General features: G+C 69.4%; 19 protein-coding genes and 1 tRNA gene. 9 read left to right on the forward strand and 11 right to left on the reverse strand.

Annotation, left to right across the window (positions count from 1 at the left end; all coding sequences use genetic code 11):
• The first annotated feature begins 467 nt into the window (after positions 1-467).
• Positions 468-908 carry an ATP-binding protein gene (locus AB0C33_RS46450; protein WP_358300837.1) on the forward strand — a complete coding sequence of 147 codons (441 nt, stop codon included), beginning with the start codon at positions 468-470 and terminating at the stop codon, positions 906-908.
• Positions 909-1,026: 118 nt separating this feature from the next.
• Here the strand turns inward: AB0C33_RS46450 and AB0C33_RS46455 are convergent, their stop codons facing one another.
• Both AB0C33_RS46455 and AB0C33_RS46460 read right to left on the reverse strand, forming a co-directional pair.
• Positions 1,027-1,302 carry a hypothetical protein gene (locus AB0C33_RS46455; RefSeq protein ID WP_358300677.1) on the reverse strand — a complete coding sequence of 92 codons (276 nt, stop codon included), beginning with the start codon at positions 1,300-1,302 and terminating at the stop codon, positions 1,027-1,029.
• 2 nt (positions 1,303-1,304) lie between these two features.
• Positions 1,305-2,309, reverse strand: a complete 1,005-nt coding sequence (locus AB0C33_RS46460) for a tyrosine-type recombinase/integrase (RefSeq protein WP_358300680.1) — start codon at positions 2,307-2,309, stop codon at positions 1,305-1,307.
• A gap of 209 nt (positions 2,310-2,518) precedes the next feature.
• Here AB0C33_RS46460 and AB0C33_RS46465 point away from each other — a divergent pair, with 209 nt between their 5' ends.
• From AB0C33_RS46465 to AB0C33_RS46480, 4 genes are all read left to right on the forward strand, one after another.
• A complete protein-coding gene (locus AB0C33_RS46465) occupies positions 2,519-3,046 on the forward strand; it encodes a DUF5994 family protein (protein WP_358300840.1) in 528 nt (175 codons plus the stop codon).
• A gap of 118 nt (positions 3,047-3,164) precedes the next feature.
• Complete coding sequence (locus AB0C33_RS46470; protein WP_358300683.1) at positions 3,165-3,488, forward strand: STAS domain-containing protein; 324 nt, start codon at positions 3,165-3,167, stop codon at positions 3,486-3,488.
• A 166-nt stretch (positions 3,489-3,654) separates the two neighbouring features.
• Positions 3,655-4,518, forward strand: a complete 864-nt coding sequence (locus tag AB0C33_RS46475; RefSeq protein ID WP_358300685.1) for an acyl-CoA desaturase — start codon at positions 3,655-3,657, stop codon at positions 4,516-4,518.
• A gap of 85 nt (positions 4,519-4,603) precedes the next feature.
• Positions 4,604-5,875, forward strand: coding sequence for a GAF domain-containing SpoIIE family protein phosphatase (locus AB0C33_RS46480; protein WP_358300688.1), 1,272 nt, complete (start codon positions 4,604-4,606; stop codon positions 5,873-5,875).
• 73 nt (positions 5,876-5,948) lie between these two features.
• Here AB0C33_RS46480 and AB0C33_RS46485 read toward each other — a convergent pair whose 3' ends face one another.
• The 3 genes from AB0C33_RS46485 to AB0C33_RS46495 all read right to left on the reverse strand — a co-directional run bounded on the left by AB0C33_RS46485 (position 5,949) and on the right by AB0C33_RS46495 (position 11,008).
• Positions 5,949-7,247 carry a serine hydrolase domain-containing protein gene (locus tag AB0C33_RS46485; RefSeq protein WP_358300691.1) on the reverse strand — a complete coding sequence of 433 codons (1,299 nt, stop codon included), beginning with the start codon at positions 7,245-7,247 and terminating at the stop codon, positions 5,949-5,951.
• Between the two features lie 275 nt (positions 7,248-7,522).
• On the reverse strand, positions 7,523-8,653 hold the full coding sequence (locus tag AB0C33_RS46490) for a serine hydrolase domain-containing protein (RefSeq protein WP_358300694.1): 1,131 nt from the start codon (positions 8,651-8,653) through the stop codon (positions 7,523-7,525).
• A gap of 960 nt (positions 8,654-9,613) precedes the next feature.
• Complete coding sequence (locus AB0C33_RS46495) at positions 9,614-11,008, reverse strand: DUF4241 domain-containing protein (protein WP_358300697.1); 1,395 nt, start codon at positions 11,006-11,008, stop codon at positions 9,614-9,616.
• 89 nt (positions 11,009-11,097) lie between these two features.
• Here AB0C33_RS46495 and AB0C33_RS46500 point away from each other — a divergent pair.
• Positions 11,098-11,165: transfer RNA gene (locus AB0C33_RS46500), tRNA-Arg, on the forward strand.
• A 74-nt stretch (positions 11,166-11,239) separates the two neighbouring features.
• Here AB0C33_RS46500 and AB0C33_RS46505 read toward each other — a convergent pair.
• On the reverse strand, positions 11,240-11,863 hold the full coding sequence (locus AB0C33_RS46505) for a hypothetical protein (protein ID WP_358300699.1): 624 nt from the start codon (positions 11,861-11,863) through the stop codon (positions 11,240-11,242).
• On the opposite strand from AB0C33_RS46505, the gene AB0C33_RS46510 reads away from it, so the two are divergent.
• Both AB0C33_RS46510 and AB0C33_RS46515 read left to right on the forward strand, forming a co-directional pair.
• The gene (locus AB0C33_RS46510; RefSeq protein ID WP_358300702.1) at positions 11,850-12,119 is read left to right on the forward strand and encodes a hypothetical protein; all 270 of its coding nucleotides are present in this window, start codon (positions 11,850-11,852) and stop codon (positions 12,117-12,119) included. The two genes, AB0C33_RS46505 and AB0C33_RS46510, sit on opposite strands and share 14 nt — an antisense overlap.
• A 281-nt stretch (positions 12,120-12,400) precedes the next feature.
• A complete protein-coding gene (locus AB0C33_RS46515; protein ID WP_358300705.1) occupies positions 12,401-13,456 on the forward strand; it encodes an FAD-dependent monooxygenase in 1,056 nt (351 codons plus the stop codon).
• A 137-nt stretch (positions 13,457-13,593) separates the two neighbouring features.
• Here AB0C33_RS46515 and AB0C33_RS46520 read toward each other — a convergent pair whose 3' ends face one another.
• Complete coding sequence (locus AB0C33_RS46520) at positions 13,594-13,935, reverse strand: integrase core domain-containing protein (protein WP_358300707.1); 342 nt, start codon at positions 13,933-13,935, stop codon at positions 13,594-13,596.
• 230 nt (positions 13,936-14,165) lie between these two features.
• Here AB0C33_RS46520 and AB0C33_RS46525 point away from each other — a divergent pair, with 230 nt between their 5' ends.
• Positions 14,166-15,188: a glycerophosphodiester phosphodiesterase family protein gene (locus AB0C33_RS46525; RefSeq protein WP_358300709.1), complete on the forward strand. Its 1,023-nt coding sequence runs from the start codon at positions 14,166-14,168 to the stop codon at positions 15,186-15,188.
• A 318-nt stretch (positions 15,189-15,506) separates the two neighbouring features.
• Here AB0C33_RS46525 and AB0C33_RS46530 read toward each other — a convergent pair whose 3' ends face one another.
• From AB0C33_RS46530 to AB0C33_RS46545, 4 genes are all read right to left on the reverse strand, one after another.
• A complete protein-coding gene (locus AB0C33_RS46530; protein ID WP_358300712.1) occupies positions 15,507-16,826 on the reverse strand; it encodes an MFS transporter in 1,320 nt (439 codons plus the stop codon).
• Positions 16,823-17,695 (reverse strand): class D beta-lactamase, encoded by an 873-nt coding sequence (blaOXA, locus tag AB0C33_RS46535; protein WP_358300715.1) that lies wholly within the window; start codon positions 17,693-17,695, stop codon positions 16,823-16,825. Before blaOXA ends, AB0C33_RS46530 begins: the two co-directional genes overlap by 4 nt.
• An 856-nt stretch (positions 17,696-18,551) precedes the next feature.
• Entirely contained in the window at positions 18,552-18,848 is a 297-nt protein-coding gene (locus tag AB0C33_RS46540; protein ID WP_358300717.1) for a hypothetical protein, read from the reverse strand.
• On the reverse strand, positions 18,845-19,060 hold the full coding sequence (locus AB0C33_RS46545) for a hypothetical protein (RefSeq protein ID WP_358300720.1): 216 nt from the start codon (positions 19,058-19,060) through the stop codon (positions 18,845-18,847). The genes AB0C33_RS46540 and AB0C33_RS46545 overlap by 4 nt, the downstream gene beginning before the upstream one ends.
• Positions 19,061-19,084 lie beyond the last annotated feature (24 nt).

Consider the following 19,084-nt stretch of genomic DNA (forward strand, 5'->3'; position numbering starts at 1 on the left):
CAGGCCCGGCCCCGTCCGTTACCGATCTTGCTGGGTTGTACGGTCGTCCGGACATCTGTCACTTCATCCGCCACAAGGAGCCTCTTCGAGTCGGCTTGGCGATCTCGTGGATGGAGGAGGCTTGTCGATGGAGAGCAAGGGCCTCGCCAGCAGCCGGACTTCTTGGGCGTTTCCTCCTTCGCCACAGGGGTAGAGGTGTCCCGAGTCAGACTCTGATTGCACTGCGGTCGTCGTCGCTCCCGCAAGTCACGCTGATCGCGCCATCGAAGGGACCATGATGTCCAAGGCGCCGTTGGCCGTCCCATTGCCCGTGCCGACCGGCGTGGCCCCTCCATCGGCTGATGTCCCGGCCGCTGTCGGCATGTCGCGACGAGGGCGGGCGTGCGGCGCGTCCAGGTGGCAGCTCCCTCGGACCGCAGCCGACGGTCCCGGTGATCGGCGATGAGTAGGCGTGACCGGTGAGCGGGATGTCCGGGCCGCCGCCGGAATGCCGAGACCCGCTGCTGACCTGGGCACTGAGTACGTCCGGGCCGGGTGGTGCGGCCGCGTACGATCAGAGCGCATTGCGGAAGGGCGTGAGCGCCCATGCCACCCAGCAGGGGCTGTCGTCGGCTCGGCGGGAAGATCTTGAACTGGCGGTGCACGAAGGTGTGGCCAACGTGTTTGATCATGGTGGTGGAGCCGGGCTGGTCCGCCTGTGGCAGGCCGATGGCTTGCTGTGCTGCGAGATCAGCGATCATGGCCCCGGGATCCCGGTCCGCCACTACCGGCAGCGGGCATCGATGCCTGCCCGCGACCGTGACCACGGCCGCGGGCTGTGGCTGATGGCCGAGCTCAGCGACTCGCTCACGGTGACCACCGGCCCGGCCGGCACGACCGTAGTCATCGTCGTCCGTCTGCAGGACTGACTTCCCGCGTCAGGTGCGGCACCGTCGTGAACGCGAGGGAGGACCACCAGGACCGCCGCACGACCACCCGCGGAGCAGTAGGCGGCGTCACCGCTGAACTGCGCCACCGAACGCGTGATCAGAGTGTGGGGTCCTCGCGGGCGGGCTGTCGGGTCCGGCCGCCTTCGTTGTCCCAACCGGCCAGGCGCTGCTCCTCCTCGGCGGCGGGACCGTCGTGGTCCGCGGCGGCGAGGATGTCGCCGGAGCGGGTGCGGCCTCGGCATCGGGTGGCCAGGTCGAGTGCCTTGTCGGCGGCTGCGGGTGTGGTGTCGGGTGGGATCACGAGCAGGTTGATGTGTTCGATCCCCCGGATGATGAGGTGCAGGGCAAGCAGGGCGATCTCGCCGCTTGGCACGGCTAATGGTCGCTGATCAGGGCGTTCAAGGCGGCTGCCTTGTCCGCTTCGGTCGGCAGTCCGTATCGGCGGGTGGTGTCCAACGAGCCATGGCCGAGGAGTTCGGCGACCAGGACGGGGTCCGTGCCGTGGCGGACGAGCTGGGTGGCGAAGGTGTGGCGCAGGACGTGCGAGCTGAAGGGCTCGGTGGGGTCGTCGCCCAGACCGACGGCGTCGCCGAGGCCGGTGATGATGTCGCGGGCAGCGCGGTCGCTCAGACGACCGCCGCGCTGGTTGAGGAACAGCGCGGCGTGGGTGCCGGCTCCCTTCCAGCCGGCGCGGGTTGCCAGCCAGTCGGCCAGGGCCTGGCGCAGGTCGGGGTGGACGGGCAGCAGGCGGATCTTGCCGCCGTCGCGGCCCTGTCCGCGGATGCGCAGTTCGCCCTTGCGGACTGAGAGGCGCACGTCGGTCAGGTCGAGGCCGACGACTTCGGAGATTCGCAGGCCGGCGTAGTAGGGCAGCAGGGCGACGGCTTTGTCGCGCGGGGACGCGGTGAGCTGGACGTGGCGGATGTAGCGGCGGGTGCGCCGGGCGTCCAGGACTCGGGGGGCGGTGCGGCGGGAGTCGCGTTCGCGGCGCGTCCGGGGCTTGCCGAGCCCGCGGCGGGCGTAGAAGTCGTCGATGGCCGACAGGTAGGCGTCGATGGTGTTGGGAGCGCGGCGGCCGTCCTTGAGGTGGCGGCGGAAGTCGCGTACCGCGCCGGCGGCCACGACCGCATCGGTGAGCGGATCGCCGTCCAGGGCGGCGGCGTCGGCTTGGACGGCCAGCCACGCCAGGTAGCCGCGCAGCCGGGAGGCGTACTTGGTCTTGGTGGAGTCGGCCAGCGGGGCGCGCTCGAGTGCGGCGGTGTAGTCGGCCAGGACGGCGGCGTGGGGAGCGGGGAGCGGGACGGCCCGTGACCGGCGCGGGTTTCCGGAAGCGACCCCGGCCGGCTCCGTGAATCCCGAGGGCGAGTTTCCCGAAGTCATCCACAAAGTCTACTTCCGGAATTATGTGATTCCGGAAGTAGGAGGTAGAATGAAGGTACCGAGGACTTCTCGAGCGTTGGCACTCAGGTCTGCGTCGCCCCCGGCGAACTACCACAGGCCCCTTTCGAAGGGGCCCGGATAGGTCAGCGACCATGACGCCGACACTCCTTTCTCAGCAGCCCGCACCGCTCAGCCCCACCTCATCCGCGATGCCTCGGGCCGATTCCGCACTACGGCTCAGTCTCCACCCGGTGCCGAATCGGCGATCGGTGGTGGACGGGGCCTGGTGGCCCTACTCCAGTGACGGTGCCGCGGAGTTGCCCGGTCTCATCGCCGCCGTCGACCGGCTGCTTGATCGGGTCACGCTCCGCGTCGGCGTGCATTGCGACGCGTGGCAGAACGTCCCGCGCCGCATCCCGGCCCGCGGGCGGCAGGTCCGCGTCGGCTGGTTCCGCCACACCGACCCGCGCGTGATCACTCTCAGCTTCGCGTCCGGCGAGCCCGTCGTCCTGCTGATCATCCCGTCAGGAACCGCCGCCGGCGCCGCCGAGGCCGTGCTCAAGCTCACCGCCCAGGACACCGCCGGCTTGACGGCCGACGCCATTCTCACTCTGGCGAACCTGCCGGCGGGCCCCGGTCCGCGTGCGACGACCGGCTCAGCCCGCTGGGAGGACGAGGGCGGGTCGGTCAACGGGCAGAAGGCGGCCTCGTTCACGGCAGAGCCAATCCTGGCGTGACCCACGTGCCGCCTGCCGGCCGGATTGAGCGGTCCGGGTACCGCCCCTTTTCCGGCGGCGGGCCGATCTTCGGCCGGCAGGCCTCTCATCCCTTCCAGCTTCTCCACAGGAGACCTCCATGACCGTCATCGACACCGCCCCACTCGGCGAGGCGAGCGCCTCGGCGCCGACCCTCGTGCACCTGGCGGGGGACATCGACATCTTCACCACAGCTCAGCTGCGCAGGCGGCTGATCGACGCTCTCGCCCACAGCACCGGCCTGCTCGTCCTGGACCTGTCCCAGGTGACCTTCTGCGGCGCCGGCGGCCTGGGCGTGCTGGTCGGCGCCCAAGGCCGGGCCCGGTCACGGGGCATCACGCTCGCCCTGACCGGCGTTCCGCCGCGTATGGCCCGGCTGCTGCACATCACCGGTCTGGGGCACCGATTCCGGATCATCGCATGACCGGCACGCCACCCACCCGCCAGCTCGCCGCGACGGCCGGCTATGACGGCAGTTCGCCTTTCCCTCGGCCTGCGACACCGGTGCGGGCCGGTATCACCCCGGCGACACTGACCGCCGCGATCGTGATCGCGCCGTTCCTCGCGCTGGGCGCCGGCATCTGGCTGGCGTGGGGGGCGGTGTCAGCCTCACCGACCTGCTCCTGGCCGTCGTCTTCTACGTCGTGACCGGGCTGGGGGTGACGGTCGGCTTCCATCGCCTGCTGGCCCACCGCTCCTTCACCGCCCGTCCGTGGCTCCGCGCCGTCCTGGCCGTGGCCGGGTCGATGAGCTTCCAGGGCAACCTGATCGACTGGGTGGCCGTACACCGCCGCCACCACGCCTTCACCGACCGGCCCGGCGACCCGCACTCCCCCTACCGGTACGGCACCGGTCTCGGCGGACGACTGCGCGGCCTGGCCCACGCCCACCTGGGCCGGCTGTTCTCCAGCGAACCCACCTCGGCCACCACGTATGCTCCCGACCTGCTGCGCAACGACCCGGCCATGCTGCGGATCTCCCGCGCCTACCCTGCCCTGTGCGCCGCCTCCCTCCTCCTGCCGTTCGCGGCGGGCTGGGCGATCAGCGGCGGCCTCTACGGCGGGCTGACCGCGTTCATCTGGGCCGGCCTGATCCGTATCGCCCTGCTGCAGCACGTGACCTGGAGCGTCAACTCCCTGTGCCACATGATCGGTGAGCGTCCGCACAAGGCCCGCCGCCATGACCGCTCCACCGACCTGTGGCCGCTGGCCCTGCTGTCCTTCGGAGAAAGCTGGCACAACGGCCACCACAGCCAGCCCAGTTGCGCCCGGCACGGGCGCAGCGGCCGCCAGATCGATCCCTCAGCCGCACTCATCAGCCTCTTCGAACGCCTGAACTGGGCCAGCGATGTGCACTGGCAACCCCCCGACGTCCTGGGCCACCATCGCACAGTGGCCGGCAAGCACACGCTGCGCACCAGCGCACCGCGCCAGGACGGAATCGCGAGGCGTTAGCCCTGGTCAGCGCCTGCGGGAGAAGCTCGTACGGCTGGGAAGAAGAACTAGTGCAAGGGGAAGGGACTCCGGGGAAGGCGTCGCGGTGACCGGTGATGGCGAGCAGATGCTGGGCGGCTTGCTGAGCGCCAGCCAGCTCTCCTCCCTGGAGGATCTGCCTGACCTGGTCGCCGAGTACGGACGGTCGGTGGGCTTCTCCCAGACCATGATCTACGTAGCCGACCTGCAGCAGCAGGTGCTGGTCCCGCTGACCGGGCAGCGTGATGTGTACGGCGACCCGCTCGAAACGATCCGGATCGACGCCACCATCGCAGGACGCGCCTTCCGCAACATGGAGATCGTCGAGGCTCGGCACGTGCTGGATCCCGCCGCGCCCGAGACCGCGCCGACGTCGCCGGCGGGCGATGGGCCTCAGCGCCTGTGGGTGCCGTTGCTGAATGACACCGAGCGGGTCGGCGTCCTGGGAGTGACCGTGGCGCAGGGCTCGGAGAGCGTGGGGTCGCTGGCCGGCCGACTGGCCTCGCTCGTCTCGCTGCTGGTGATCAGCAAACGCCCGCACAGCGACTCCTATGCGCGCCTGGTACGCGCTCGGCCGATGACGCTGTCGGCCGAGGTGTTGTGGAACCTGCTCCCACCGCGAGCCTTCGCCGATGACAACGTGGTGGTCAGCGCCGCGCTGGAACCTGCCTACGAGGTGGGCGGCGACGCCTACGACTACGCGATCGACAGCGGCACACTGCGCGTGTCGATCTTCGACGCGATGGGACACGACACCGCGGCCGGCCTGACCGCCACCATCGCCATGGGGGCCGGTCGCACCAGCCGCCGCCAGGGCAAGGACCTGCCCGCGACGAGCGAGGCGATCGACGCGGCGATCGACGAGCAGTTCATCGACCGCTTCGCCACAGGAGTCCTGGCCGATCTGGACCTGCGGACCGGTTGGCTGAGCTGGGTCAACCGAGGGCACCATCCGCCCCTGGTGATCCGCAAGAGCCAGCAGGTCGCCACCCTGGACAGCGTGCCCGATCCGCCGATGGGCATCTGCCTGCGCCTGTCCACCGGATTGCTGCGCTACCAGTTGGAACCCGGGGACCGGCTGCTCTTCTACACCGACGGCGTCATCGAGGCCCAGAGCCCGGACGGGCAACCCTTCGGGCTGGAGCGCTTCATCGACTTCATCGTCCGTCACGAGGCCGACGGCACGTCCGCCCCGGAAACACTCCGACGGCTGATCCACAGCATCCTGCAGCACCAGCACGGCCGACTCCAAGACGATGCCACCGTGCTGATGGTCGAGTGGCGCACCGGGCGGCAACAGCAACTCGTCCTGGGAAAGATCAAGGTGCCGGGACCGTAGGGCGCAACAGCATGGGCACCGAACCGGCTGCACGCCGACGACCAGGTGGCCGGGTCGACATCGGTTCGGCGGCTCAGATCACCTGCCGGTCGAACTTGTGGCCCGGCCTCTTCCCGCCCTTGCCACCAGAGGGCTTCGAGCGTTGCGGCGCCTCCTGTCGCTCGGCGCACAGGGCGGTGTCCAGAGCGGCGTTGACCTGGTCGGCGGCGGGTTTGGTGTAGGGCATCGCGGTGACGGCGACGGTGGCCGCGCGTCCGTCCTCGGTGGCGCCGTTGCGAACCTCGTAGCCGGAGATGTCGCCGCCGTGGGCCCAGGCGTGGCCGCCGCAGCTCAGTTCGATCTTCATCAGGCCGAGCCCGTAGCTCCAGCCTTTCGGGAATCCGGGCGCGGCGATGGTCTGCTTCATCTGCTGCAGCAGGTCGGGCTTGAGGAGCCGGCCGTCGAGCAGTGCGCCCAGGAAACGGTTGACGTCGCGGGGGGTGCTGATCATCTGTCCGGCCGCCCATGCCCAGGACGGGTCCAGCTGTGTGACCTCGGCCAGTTCGGCGCCCGGCTCGTTGGCCTTGGCCCGGTAGCCCTTGGGGTGGGGGCCGCGGATGTTCTGCTCGCCGACGCCTGGCCAGTAGGTGTCGCGCAGCCGGAGTGGAGTGATGATCCGGTTGGTGATCTCCTCGCCGAGGGGCCGGCCGGTGATCTTCTGCACCAACAGGCCGAGCGCGATGTATCCGGTGTTGCTGTAGGCCCAGCCGGTGCCGGGGGCGAAGGCGGGCTGGCGGGTCAGGCCCACGTCGAGCACGTCGCGGGGTTCGAAGTAGCGGTGGCGGGCCTGGGTCCACGATTGCCAGGAGCCGAGCAGATCGTGTTCGTAGTCGGGCAGGCCGGCGGTGTGCTGGAGCGCCTGGCGGACGGTGAAGCGGCGGCCGTCGTTGCCGTTGGCGCGGATCAGGCCGGGCAGATGGGTCTCGACCGGGGCGTCGAGGTCGATCTTGCCCTCTCCGGCCAGTTGCAGGACGAGCGTGGCGAGGAAGGTCTTGGTGGTGCTGCCGATGCGTACCTTCCCGTTGCGGGGGACCTTCGCCCGGGTGGCCAGGTCCGCCACGCCTGCGGTGTAGTCGCGCACGCGCCCGCCGCGGTCCCGCGTCGAGGCCAGAGCGCCCGGGAAGCCGCCGGTGCCGACCAGGTCTTCCAGAGCCGTCTGTACGGCGTCGGGCGGGCGGGCCCGCGCGCCGGCCTCGGCGGGGGCCGGGGCGGCGGCCAGGCCCAGGGCGCTGAGGGCGACGGCGGCCGCGGTGGCCGGGGCCAGGGCGCGGCGCCATCGGGGGGTGGCCGGCGGGGGCGTGAGGGCGGCTCTGGTGGGGTGGGACGGCGACATCGGTTCTCCGCGGTGACGGTGTGGTGTGACGGGAGGGGGTGAGGAACCTGCGATCGCGATGTGCAGGGCTGGTGGGGAAGAGATGGCGGCTGCGCCTGCTCTTGGGGAACCTCTCCCGGGCACGGGCTGACGGCGGGGGCGGGACGTGGCCATGAGCCTGTGTCGCCGCAAGATCCTGCTCGTGCTGACGGCTGCCCGCAGGTTCCTCCGCCCTGGATGCCGTCAGACGCGCACCTGCCCTGCCCCGAGGTCGAACCCTCGGGGCAGGGGCGGTCTCAGGCGCAGAAGGCGGCGTCGATCGCCTTCTCGAAGGGAGCCTGGTCGGTTTGCGGCTGCTTCTCGTTGACCGACAGGGCCAGCGTGGTGCGGCCGTCGGGGGTCGTGTAGGCCGCGGTGAGGTAGCCGGGGATGCCTCCGGTGTGGCCGATGATCTGCTTGCCGCAGCTGGTGGACTGCACCCTCAGGCCCAGGCCGTACGCGCCGATCTGGGGGTTGACGAACAGGCCCTTCTTCATCTCGGTGAGTTGGGCGGGCTTGAGGACCTTGCCGGTGGCCAGGCTGTGGAGGAAGGTCGTCAGGTCCTTGGCGGTGGTGATCATCGCGCCGCCGGCGCTGGCGATGCTCGGGTTGCGTCTGCTGATGTCGACGTATTGGCCGGTGCTCTTCTTGATGTAGCCGTGGGCGTGCGGCCCGGGGATGGAGGTGGAGTAGGTGGGAGCGGAGGTGTCGCGCAGGCCCAGCGGCTTGATGATGCGCTTGGTGACCTCGCTCTGCCAGCTGTTGCCGGTCACCGCCTTGATCAGCGTCCCGGCCACCAGATAGCCGGTGTTGGAGTAGGAAAAGCGCGTGCCGGGCTCGAAGTTCAGCGGCTTGGCCAGCGCGGCCGCCACCAGCTGCTCGTCGGTGAACCGGGTGAAACGCAGCTTCAGGTACGGCTCGCCGACGGTGGGAAACTCCGGCATGTCGGTGTAGCTGGGGATCCCGGCGGTGTGCTGCAGGATCATCCGCACCGTGATGTCGTTCTCGCGTGGCAGCAGCCCGGGCAGGTAGGTGGCGATGGGCTCGTCCAACTTGATGCGTCCCTCGCCGGCCAGGTGCAGCACGGTGGCCGCGGTGAAGACCTTGGTGGCGCTGCCCATGCGGAACAGCCCGTCAGCCGGGACGGGGCGGCTGTCGCCGATCCGGGCGGTCCCGGCGCGCAGCACGCGCTGGTTGCCGGCCTCGGTGAGCCTGGCCTGCACTCCTGCCACGTTGCCGGTATCCACCAGTGCGTCCATCGCCTTCTGCAGCGAGGCGGTTGTGCTCGGCGTCGTGGCCTGGGCGGCGTGCGCCGGGACGGTGGCAAGGACTGTGCCGGCGGTGGCGGCGGCGAGAGCGAGGGCGAGGGACTTGGACGTGATGCGCATGAAGTGACTTCTCCCGAATGGCGATCCAGCGCCGTATCGGCGCTGGTCATCACGTTATGGGCGGCGATCACAGTAAACGATCCCGCCAGCTGCCCAATGCTCACTGGCATGGACGGCTACATCCTGGTAGGGCCTACCCCACCAGCACGCGCCGCGCGCCAGGGCGGGCCGCGCCGGGCGCCCCAGGCGCCGGCGACGCGCGCTCACTCCGCTGCCCAGCCTCTGGGCGGCCGGCAGATCGGTCTGCTTCCGGCCGCCCGCAGGCCGATCTGTACTTCCGCCTGCCGTAGGGATGACAACGTCGGCCCAAAGCCGGATCCGGCCTGAGACGGCGGAGGCACGGGCGGGCCGAGCCGATGCGGTCGTCCGAAGGGGGCACGTGGCGGGCGCCAGAAGACGATGGGCGGGCAGGACCTCCAGCAACCTCCTGGCGGCCCTCGGCGTCGTCGCCCACAGGACGCGGCCGCTCACCGTGTCCTGCTCGGCCCTGGTCGTGGGCGTGGCCAGGATCCCGCTGGCAATCGCGGATAATCCAACGAACCCATCTTTGAACTGTGCTGATGGTGCAAGAGGGGCGATGGCCCTGAGCGGTTTGTCGTCAGCGGATCGCTTGGTCGCGGCGTCGGCGGGCGGCGCGGGCCTTCCGCTCCCGAACGTGTCCCCAGCCGCCAGGTAGCGGAGTGATCGATCGCCATGGCGGTTCGTGATCGTTTCGGAGCGGTGAATGTGGCTGGGTGGGGTGTCTACCTAATCGTGCTCGGGTCGGAGACGGCCGGACGGAGGGCCGGGTCGGATCCACTCGACGGAGGTGGGAGTCAGCGACCCATATGGAGTTGCTCCGCAGGCGGTGTCTTGCGCCAGGGCTCGGATCGCTCGTGGGAGGCGCAGATCGCCCTGCGTGACGTCGCGGCCTGGACCCCCAGGCCGAACAGGAGCCCATCATCTGGGGCCGCACGCAGTCTAGACCACGTCGAACCCTGAAGAGCGACGATGCTCGGCCCAGCCGTCAATGACGTGGTTGACCCGGGTCGTCATGAACGTGGCTGTGGCGCCGGGACTGGTGAAGGGCGCCTCGCGTCGGTCGTCGGTCACCGGGGTGGTCAGGGGCAGGTAGACGGCTGTCGACGGCACCGTGGGCGGCAGCGAGTCGGCGTCGTGCAGGATGAGCATGTCCGCCACGAACGCGGTGACTTCCCCGTCGGCATCGCGGCCTATCCACACCGGGTAGCTGCCGTCGCCCAACCCGCTCTGGTAGGCGATCAGATTGGTGCCGGTCTCCGGGGCGCGGAGCTCGGAATCCGAGAGGTCCATCTCGTTGTACTCCTCCTCCAACTCCTCGACGAGCCTCCCGAGCTCCTCGCGGCCCGAGGCGTCGAGGAAGCAGCCCATACCCGCATCCACACCGAACCCGAAGAACTCACCGGCGCTGAGCAGCCGGACGTCCTGCCCGGGCAGAAGCGCAGGCTCCCAGCTGGCGGTCGGCTTGTCCAGGATCCGCACCATCACGGCCGGGGTCTCGCCCTTCCAGTCCGTCCCCTCCCACCGCATCGAGGCGATCAGTACGGCGTAGTCACCAGGCGCCACGGTGACGGTGAAGGGAACGGCATCGTCCAGGAGGAAGGGATCGGCGGCGATCATCGAGCCGGTGGGCAGGTGAATCCACCCCGCGTGCGAAGGCTCGGTGATCAGTGCGACGCGTCCCTCGCCGGAGGCCAGGCGGCTTCCGGGAATGAAGAGCGTTTCGAGATGCCGGGGACGCAGCGGCAGCGGGGCCGACCAGGCGGGCATCATGCCCGAGGCCGGTCCGTTCACGAGATCTTCGGCCGGCACCAGGGTGATGGGGCCGCTCAGCCCGAGCATCTGCGCATCGACGTACGCCGTCCACGCGCCGAACTCCGCCTTTGCCACCGTACGGTGCTCAACCGGGACACTCTCCCAGGCATGACTGGAGCCGTCGGCATTGCTCAGGACTCGCCTGGCCCGTCCGTCCGGGGCGATCGTCATCGTGAAGCGCCAGCCGTGCTCAGGGAACTCCGGGTCGGTGTCGGAGGTGTGGCGCCACTCCTGGTAGCGCACCAGGTGCAGCCGTCCCGGCTCCAGTTGCCGGTATTCCAGCTCCTTGTTGCGCCGTTCGTAGGCGTCGAACAGGAACAACCCGAGATGACCGTGGTCCCAGTCGACCTGGAACAGGGCCTTCGGCCTCCCTTGGACAGACAGCAGAACGGCGTATTGCGCACCTGATGCGTCTCTGTCACGGGCCTCTGGCTCCGAAATCGGAGCGACGGCGGCACGAGCCTGCGGGTCCCACCCCTCGCAGTACGTGACGTCAACCGTGCCGACGTTCGCCGTCGTCATGCCATCTCCTGCCCGCATCAGCGTGATCGGACCTTTGCGCGCGTCACGCTAGCAACCGGCACCGACAACGGACGGCCCGGGCTCAGGCTGCGGTTCACTTGACGGAGTGTTCGGACTTCTGATCCGACGGTCGCAGGTTCGAATCCTGTAGGGCGCGCTTCTCCGCCTGCGGAAACTCCAGGCGCTGTCGCATCCGTCGGCGGCATGGGGCACACATGAGGCAATCCTGAGTCAGCCGCCGAGCTGTCGTCCCAGTGCGGACGCCGCGTTCAGCACCAGCCGGGCTGTCTCCCGGGCGGCTTCGTGGGCCGCTTCCGGCAGCACCGAGACGTAGGTGTCGGCGGTGAGCACGATGCTGGCGTGCCCCAACATGGCCTTCACCACCTTCAGGTCGGTGTGCGCGAGCTGGTGGGTGCCGGGCCGCCGCGGGCGTCGCCTGTCGGTGAAGGTCCACTTACGCGCAACCAGGTTGCGGCGCCAGCGCAAGATCGTTGCTGGGGTGACGTGGAAGACTTCCGCCCATCGTGCAGCACAACCCGAGCTCACAGTACGAAACCGCGCTTCCGAGCGAGACACCATCACTTGAACGGGCAGCGCGAGTACATCCTGGCGGTCATCGAGCATGCCGCCAGGCGTGTCCGTGTGCTGGGTACCACCGCTCATCCAAGCGCGAGCTGGTTTGTCCAGGCGATCAGGAATCTGGTGATGGATCTGGACAATGCGGGCCGTCGGGCGCGCCTTGTGCTTCGCGATCGGGATGGGAAGTTCCCAGCCCTCATGGACGAGATTCTCGCCGGAGGCCGGCATCAAAACGGTGCTCGCCGGTATCCCGATGCCGCGCATGAACTCGCCCAAGAAGCGGTGGGTGCAGTCGTGCCGCCGCGAACTTCTCGACCGCTGCCTCGCATGGAACGAACACCACCTGCGGCAGGCCCTACGGGAACATGAACACTTCTACAACCACCATCGTGCCCGCCAAGTCCTGGACCAAGCGGCGCCGCTGCGCGCTGTCCCCGATCCGATCACGGACCCAGGGCAAATCATCGACCTCGACATACGGCGACGAGGCCGGCTCGGCGGCGTCCTTCGCGAGTACTCACATGCCGCCTGAACTGCATGGATGCGATTTTCGGCAGGCGTAGAGCGCCACCACCCCGACTGATGCGTCGTCGATGCGTGCGAACAGCTGGCTCGGGTCCGGCGTGGCGTAGCGCGCGCGGTAGCGCACTGTGTGCGTATAACTACTCTGTGCAAAATGAAGTACAGAAGGTGGTTTGTGTCGGCGGCGGACCCGCCGGCCTGTATTTCGCGATCCTGATGAAGCTACGCGATCCTTCGTGTGACATATCCGTTTTCGAGCGCGATCCGGCGGGTTCGACGTACGGCTGGGGCGTGACGTACTGGGGCAGCCTGCTCGACCGGCTGTACGAGAGCGATCCCGAGTCGGCCCGCGCCATCGGCGAGGCGTCCGTGCGGTGGCATGACGGGATGGCCCTCGTCGGCGGCCGCACCACCACGCACCGCGGCGACGAGGGCTTCGGCATCGGCCGCCACCGGCTGCTCGGCATCCTGGCCGACCGGGCGATCGCCCTCGGCGTGCGGGTGGAGTTCGAGCGCGAGATCCTCGGCGAGGTCCCGGACGCCGACCTGGTGGTGGCCGCCGACGGGGTGAACAGCCCACTGCGCGGCCGCCACGACTTCGGCACCGAGGTCGCCACTGGGGGCAACACCTACATCTGGCTCGGGACCACCAGGGTCTTCGACGCCTTCACCTTCGCTTTCGTGGAGACCGAGCACGGCTGGATCTGGTGCTACGGGTACCCCTTCGACGACGAACGCAGCACCTGCGTGATCGAGTGCGCGCCCGCCACGTGGCGCGGGCTCGGGCTCGACCGCGCCGACGAGGCGGGCAACCTGGAGCTGCTGGACAAGCTGTTCGCCGACCTGCTCGACGGGCATCGGCTCGTCGGGCGCGGGCAGGGCGCCGCGCAGTGGCTGCGCTTCCAGACCGTGAGGAACCGCTCCTGGCACCGCGGCAACCTCGTCCTGCTCGGCGACGCGGCGCACACCACGCACTACTCCATCGGCGCCGGGACCACGCTCGCGATCGAGGACGCCATCGCGCTGGCCGGCGCGATCGAGCGCCATCCCGCCCTGGCGCCCGCGCTCGCGGCCTACGAGCGGGAGCGCAAGGCCGCGCTGTTGCCGGTCCAGAGCGCCGCCCGCTACAGCGCGCGGTTCTACGAGGACCTGCCGCGCTACCTGCGCCTGGAGCCCGCGCAGATGTTCGCGCTGCTCGGCCAGCGGCACTCGCCGCTGCTGTCGTACATGCCACCGCGGCTGTACTACCGGCTCGACCGGGCGGCGAGCCGGCCGGAGGCGCTGCGCAAGATCAAGCGCTGGGCCGGGCACTGGATCGCCGGGTCCCTGCAGTCGTTGTCGCGCTGAGGGGGCGGCGCAGGTCGCGGACGAGGTGGCCGATGACGGAGTGGACCCTGCCGTCGTCGAACGAATCCGAGCCGATCAGCGGGGTCACAGCCCGCCGCCGCGGACACTGCGCCTGCCGAAAATTCCATCCACGCAGGTCAAGCCGCTTGTGAGTAGTCACGGGGTACGCCGCCGAGCCGGTCGCGTCGGCGTACGTTCGCGTCGATGATTCGCTCTGGGGCCGTGATCGGATCGGGGACGGTGCGCAGCGGGGCTGCTTGGTTCAGGGCTTGATGTGCTCGGTGCTGGTTGTAGAAGTGTTCGTACTCGTGCAGGGCGTGCCGCAGGCGGTGTTCGTTCCAGATCAGGCAGCGGTCGAGAAGCTCGTGGCGGCATGACTGCACCCGCCGCTCCATGATCGAGTTCATTCGCGGCATCCGGATGCCGGTGAGCACCGTCTTGGGATCCGGCTGCCCGGCGTCGGCGACCTCCACTCGCATCGCCGCGCAACGTCACGGGGACCATCCAAAGATTATTTGGGGCTGGGGTCACATTCGGGGAGGAGACCTGCTCGTCCGAAGCGTTCTGCGAACGTTCATGACCTCATCACGCCAGCGCCGAGACGAGGGTGCGGACGGGCCTTTAGCCTCGCCAAGGTCATTTCAGACCCTTAACAGCGGAGTGCCCCGTGCGTCATCACCATGCCCTGGCAAGTCTGGCATTCGTTTGCGTGCTCGCCGCGCCGGCGGTCGCCCACGCGTCGACGGCCGACGGCCCCGGCGTGCTGCCCCAGAAGACCCACTTCGACCTGCAGGCCCACCGCGGCGGCCTCGGTATGACGACCGAGGAGTCGCTGGAGGGGTTCGCCAAGGCGTTGCGCCTCGGGGTCACCACCCTTGAGCTGGACACCCATGTGACCAAGGACCTGAAGGTGGTGGTCAACCACGACCGGCAGATCAGCGCCCAAAAGTGCCAGGACACCGCTCCCGTCACCCCCGGGGACCCGATGTTCCCGTACGTCGGCAAGTTCATCAAGGACCTGACCCTGGCCCAGATCAAGACCATGAACTGCGGCTACAAACAGCTGCCCGGCTTCCCCGAGCAGGAGGTGGTCGACGGCTTCCGGATGGTCGAGCTCAAGGACGTGCTGAACCTTGTCAGGAGTCACCGGGCCAAGCAGGTCAAGCTGAACATCGAGACCAAGGTCGAGGCGGGCGCACCGGAGCAGACCGCGCCGCGCGAGCTGTTCGTGGGCCGCGTGTTCGAGGAGATCCGCGCCTCGGGTATCGAGCGCCAGGTCACTATCCAGTCCTTCGACTGGGGTGCCCTGATGGAGATGCACCGGCTCGCACCGGAATGGCCGCTGGTGGCACTGACCAACTACGACTTCCTTCAGGTGGGCAAGCCGGGCGCCTCCCCGTGGCTCGGCGGGCTCGACGCCGACGACTTCGGCGGCGACTTCGTCAGCGCTGCCGCCGCCGTCCCGGGCGTCACGGCACTGTCCCCGGTGTACGGCTTCCCGCAGAACGGCACGATCAGCGACCCCGCCTTCCGCTTCTACGTCACCGAGAAGATGGTGTCGGACGCGCACGCGCGCGGCCTGAAAGTGATCCCGTGGACCTGTGACGACCCGGCCACGATCGAGGCCCTCATGGACATGGGGATCGACGGCGTCATCACGGACTACCCGGACCGGGTCCGGCGGATCATGGCCGACCGCGGCATGCGCCTGCCGAAGCCCTACGACAAGTAGCCCTCGACCGCTCCTGAGCGCTTTCGCGGAGAAGGCGTCCATCCTGCGGAGTTGCGCCGGCCGCCGGGAGGTTTTGGCGGGTGTCGCGGACGAAGGCGGCGGCGTCGGCGATGGAGTCCAGCGCTGGTGCGGGCCCGGTCGGGAGGCGCTGCGCCTGCCGGCGTAGCGGCGCGGGCCAGGTGGAACAGGTGGGCGCGGTCGGTGGCGTTCACGCGCAGCGCCCGTGCGATCGCCTCCGACACCGAGGCGGACGCGCCGGCGACTGTCGCCCACGATTTCGGCCGGCCGACCGCACCCGGCGGGGAGTCGCCCCGCCGGTCATGACCTCGCTGAGCCGTTGACGCCGTCCCTGTGCGCTGCGGCAGGGCTTGGGCAGGTGCCGGCCTCGGTGTCAACGGAGCTCGGCTGCCGTCCGATGCTCCTGGAGCGGGGGGATGAGCCGGCATCGGTCGTGACCGGCCGCATCACCTCTCGGGCGTCAAGCGCCCGGGTAGACAGTGGACGGACGCAGGTCGCCCCGACGCAGCCGGTCAACGCCAGGATGACCAGCGCCGTGGTCGCACCGGCCGGTCCTCGGTCGAACAACCAGCCCACCGCGCTGCCGCCGACGAACGCGCACAGGCCCGACAAGAACGTCTGCACGCCCAGGTACGCCCCGAAACGGGTCGGCGGGGCGAGCCGGGCGATCGTCTGGAACACTGCCGGCTGCAGCAGCCCGTCGGCGAGCCCGTGCAGCACGGCCACCAGCACCAGGCCCGTCACTCCGCCGCCCGCGCCGGTTGCCAGCAGCAGATGGCCGCCCGCGGCGAGCAGCAGTCCCGCGCGCAGCACGTGCGGGCTGTCGGCGCGGCCGGGTACCGCGCACCACGGCTGGACCGCGGCCGACACCATGGCGAGCACGCAGGAGAACACGGCCACCGCTGTCGCGTCCGCGCCGCCGAGCGGCACGACCACCGACGACTGGTCCGTGAGCAGCATGGCGGGCGCCGACACGGCCGCGAACCAGATGAAGACCCGATCCTGCAGCACCGTTCGCACTCTGGAGGCGACCCCGCGCACGACCGGCACGCGCGGGACGTGCCGCACGAGCGAGAACAGGAATGCCGCCGCGCCCCACAGCGCCGCCGCCGTCAGCGCGACCAGCCAGAAACCCACGTTCAGGAGCGCCAGGCCGAGCAGCGGGCCGAGCACGGCCGCGGCCTGCAACGTGATCGTGTACGCCGCGTATCCGCGCGCCCTTCGCCGTTCGGCGAGCCCGGCCAGCAGCGACTGTGCCGCCGGGTGGAACAGCGCTCCGCCCGTGCCCAGCAACACCACGGAGATGATCAGCCAGGGCAGGGTGGACACGGTGCCCAGCAGGGCGAACCCGGCCGCGCGCAGCAGGCACGCCAGAATTCCCATCCGTACCGGGCCGAGTACGTCCACCAGCACGCCGACCGGAAGGGAGAGCGTGTGCTGCACGAGATTGCGCAGCGCCAGCACCAGGCCGATCAGGCCGGCGGCCAACCCGAGGTCGGCTCGCAGGTGCAGGACGACGTGCGCCATGGCCGCGAAGTAGCCGAGCGAGATGGCCGCCTGGACGGCGACCACCACGGTGACCGTGCGACGGTCACCGTGGTCTGCGGGTGCGTTGCTCACGCGGCGGGCAGGACGTTCAGCCGGTGCAGCAGTTCGCGGGCGAGCGTGGCGCGCTTGGCGGCGTCGCCGTCCTTGGCGATGTCCATGTTCAGGGCGAAGGTGTACACGCGTCCGCGGTGCTCGACCCAGCCGGTCCACCAGCCCGTGCCGGGGCCGGGGGCGTTCTGCCAGCCTGACTTGGCGTACAGCGCGTACCCGTTCTTCTTCTCCTGCAGGATCAAGTCGTGGACGGTGCGCTGGTTCTCGCGCTTGGCGGGCAGGCGCAGCGCGGCGAGCCGTGCCATGAATCGGGTCTGCTCCACCGCCGAGATCTCCAGCGGCCCGTCCAGCCAGAACCGGTCGACCACTGACCCGGTCTGCCGGTTGCCGTAGCCAAGCCGGTGCAACCACTGGCGTTCGCGCGCGAGGCCGATGCGGCGGGCGATCACCTGGAACGCCGCCGCGTTGGAGATACGCACGGCCTCCCGCATGGTCATGTCCTTCTCCCACTCGGGATACGGCTGCGGCGTGCCGTCCCAGGGGATCACCTCGTCGGGGCTCTTGACCACGCCCGTCTCCAGCGCGACCAGCGCGTGCGGGACCTTGAAACTGGAGGCGGGCACCATCGGCGTCTCGGCCCGTCGCCGGTCCACCACGGTCGTCTTCTCGGACGACACGTCCAGCAGCGCGAACGTGCCTCGCACGCCGGCCGTGTCGAACACCGCACGCAGGTCGTCGCGCACGGTGGTTCCCGGCCGTACCTCTGCGGCGGCGGCGGGGGCGCCGGGTGATGCGGTGGCCGCGTACGAGGGAGCACCAAGGAGGGTGAGCGAGGTGAGCGCGATGACGCCCAGCCCGGAATGGAAGGCCTGGGGGATTGGCTTCTTCATGCGCAGAGGACATCACGGGACATAGATTGTGTCCAATATCGATATCAACGGACGACCGATATTCGAACTCGAATAGTCGCTGGCAGATGGGCCTTCGGGTCTGGGCGTGCGCGAGGGCCCGGCCGTCGGGCGTGGCCTGCCGGCGCGTGGCGGCGCGGCCGATGGCGGTCCGGCGGACGGTGCCCAGGGCGACCTGGTCGCCGTAGTCGTCAACGGCAGCCCATCTTGCCGATGGGGCTGCGGGTGGCCGCCCATGCCTGTCCGTCAGTCTCCGCCGTCGCCTCCGCCGTCGCCCGCGCCGCCGTCACTGCCACCGTCGCCACCAGCCCCGTCGTGACGGTAGCTGGAACTGCGGGAGCCACTGGAACCGCCGGATGAGCGCTTGTGGCGCCCTTCAAATATCCACCAAAGCACGACCCCGGGTACCCATAAGAACCAGAAACTCAGAATTACGTCTAAAAGGAAGAGTCCGACATTCACCAGCTGGTTGTCGGTAGGTTCGAATATGGGCTCGACCAACATGGGCACAGGCTTCACCCTCACCGTCGAACGTTCTGTACCGAGGCTTGAGGTGTAAGCATGCCACCATTGCCGGTGTTTGGTTCTGCGATGCGGTACTCGTCGATCGCTCCTCCGAGTACTTCGTGGCGTTTGATCCGACCTTCATGGACACCCCTACCTGTTGGTCTTGATCAGGGGGCCGTTGGTCGTGCGCTTGGTGAGGCCGGTGGCCGTTGTAGTGGTCGATGTACTCGTTTCAGGCTCCCCTGCTCACCGCTGCGGCAGGCGATCTTGATCGCCATGGTCACCATGGCGATGGACGCCAGGCTCGCCCGGCCGATCTGCCTGTGAGAACTCACCGCAACAGTCCCACGGCCCGCAACCCTTGCTCGTAACCACCTTCGGTGCACGCCCAGAATCGCTCGGCCGCATCGATGACCGCCAGGCTCTGGCCCGTCGTCCAGGCTTCGATCATGCCCAGCAGGGCAGTCCCGTCCGCAGCCCACACCTCCGGCGCACCCAGAGCGATCACCGCCGCCACTTCCTGCGCCAGCAGTCGCTCTCTGGTCAGGCGGTCGACGCAGGGCAGCCCGTTCACCGCGTCCACGATCAGCAGGGCTTGCCGCAGGCTGAGCGGAGGCAGGGCCGTCATCCCGCGGCACGCTTCCAGACGGCGTGCAGCGCCCCTGTCGGCGTCTCGGCACTGGCGGCGACGACTTCGATGCCGGCCACGCGGGCGGGGCCGTGGTGGTCGAGCAGTTCGATCGCCCGCCGCCACGAAATCTCGTAGGCCTCGTCCGGTTCGTGTGCCCAGCCGGCGGGTGTCTCGAACGCTGTCAGCGCGTGTGCTCCGTTCTCGATCATGCGCTCAGTCTAGTCAAACAAACG

The sequence above is a fragment of the Nonomuraea sp. NPDC048881 genome (genome assembly GCF_040649795.1).
In the GTDB taxonomy this organism is placed as follows: domain Bacteria; phylum Actinomycetota; class Actinomycetes; order Streptosporangiales; family Streptosporangiaceae; genus Nonomuraea.

Coding starts and splice junctions, on each gene's coding strand:
- AB0C33_RS46545 (WP_358300720.1), bottom strand. CDS start 19,060: ATGATCGAGAACGGAGCACACGCGCTGACAGCGTTCGAGACACCCGCC.
- AB0C33_RS46490 (WP_358300694.1), bottom strand. CDS start 8,653: ATGCGCATCACGTCCAAGTCCCTCGCCCTCGCTCTCGCCGCCGCCACC.
- AB0C33_RS46470 (WP_358300683.1), top strand. CDS start 3,165: ATGACCGTCATCGACACCGCCCCACTCGGCGAGGCGAGCGCCTCGGCG.
- AB0C33_RS46540 (WP_358300717.1), bottom strand. CDS start 18,848: ATGACGGCCCTGCCTCCGCTCAGCCTGCGGCAAGCCCTGCTGATCGTG.
- AB0C33_RS46510 (WP_358300702.1), top strand. CDS start 11,850: ATGAACTCGCCCAAGAAGCGGTGGGTGCAGTCGTGCCGCCGCGAACTT.
- AB0C33_RS46460 (WP_358300680.1), bottom strand. CDS start 2,309: ATGACTTCGGGAAACTCGCCCTCGGGATTCACGGAGCCGGCCGGGGTC.
- blaOXA (WP_358300715.1), bottom strand. CDS start 17,695: ATGAAGAAGCCAATCCCCCAGGCCTTCCATTCCGGGCTGGGCGTCATC.
- AB0C33_RS46450 (WP_358300837.1), top strand. CDS start 468: ATGTCCGGGCCGCCGCCGGAATGCCGAGACCCGCTGCTGACCTGGGCA.
- AB0C33_RS46465 (WP_358300840.1), top strand. CDS start 2,519: ATGCCTCGGGCCGATTCCGCACTACGGCTCAGTCTCCACCCGGTGCCG.
- AB0C33_RS46495 (WP_358300697.1), bottom strand. CDS start 11,008: ATGACGACGGCGAACGTCGGCACGGTTGACGTCACGTACTGCGAGGGG.
- AB0C33_RS46520 (WP_358300707.1), bottom strand. CDS start 13,935: ATGCGAGTGGAGGTCGCCGACGCCGGGCAGCCGGATCCCAAGACGGTG.
- AB0C33_RS46485 (WP_358300691.1), bottom strand. CDS start 7,247: ATGTCGCCGTCCCACCCCACCAGAGCCGCCCTCACGCCCCCGCCGGCC.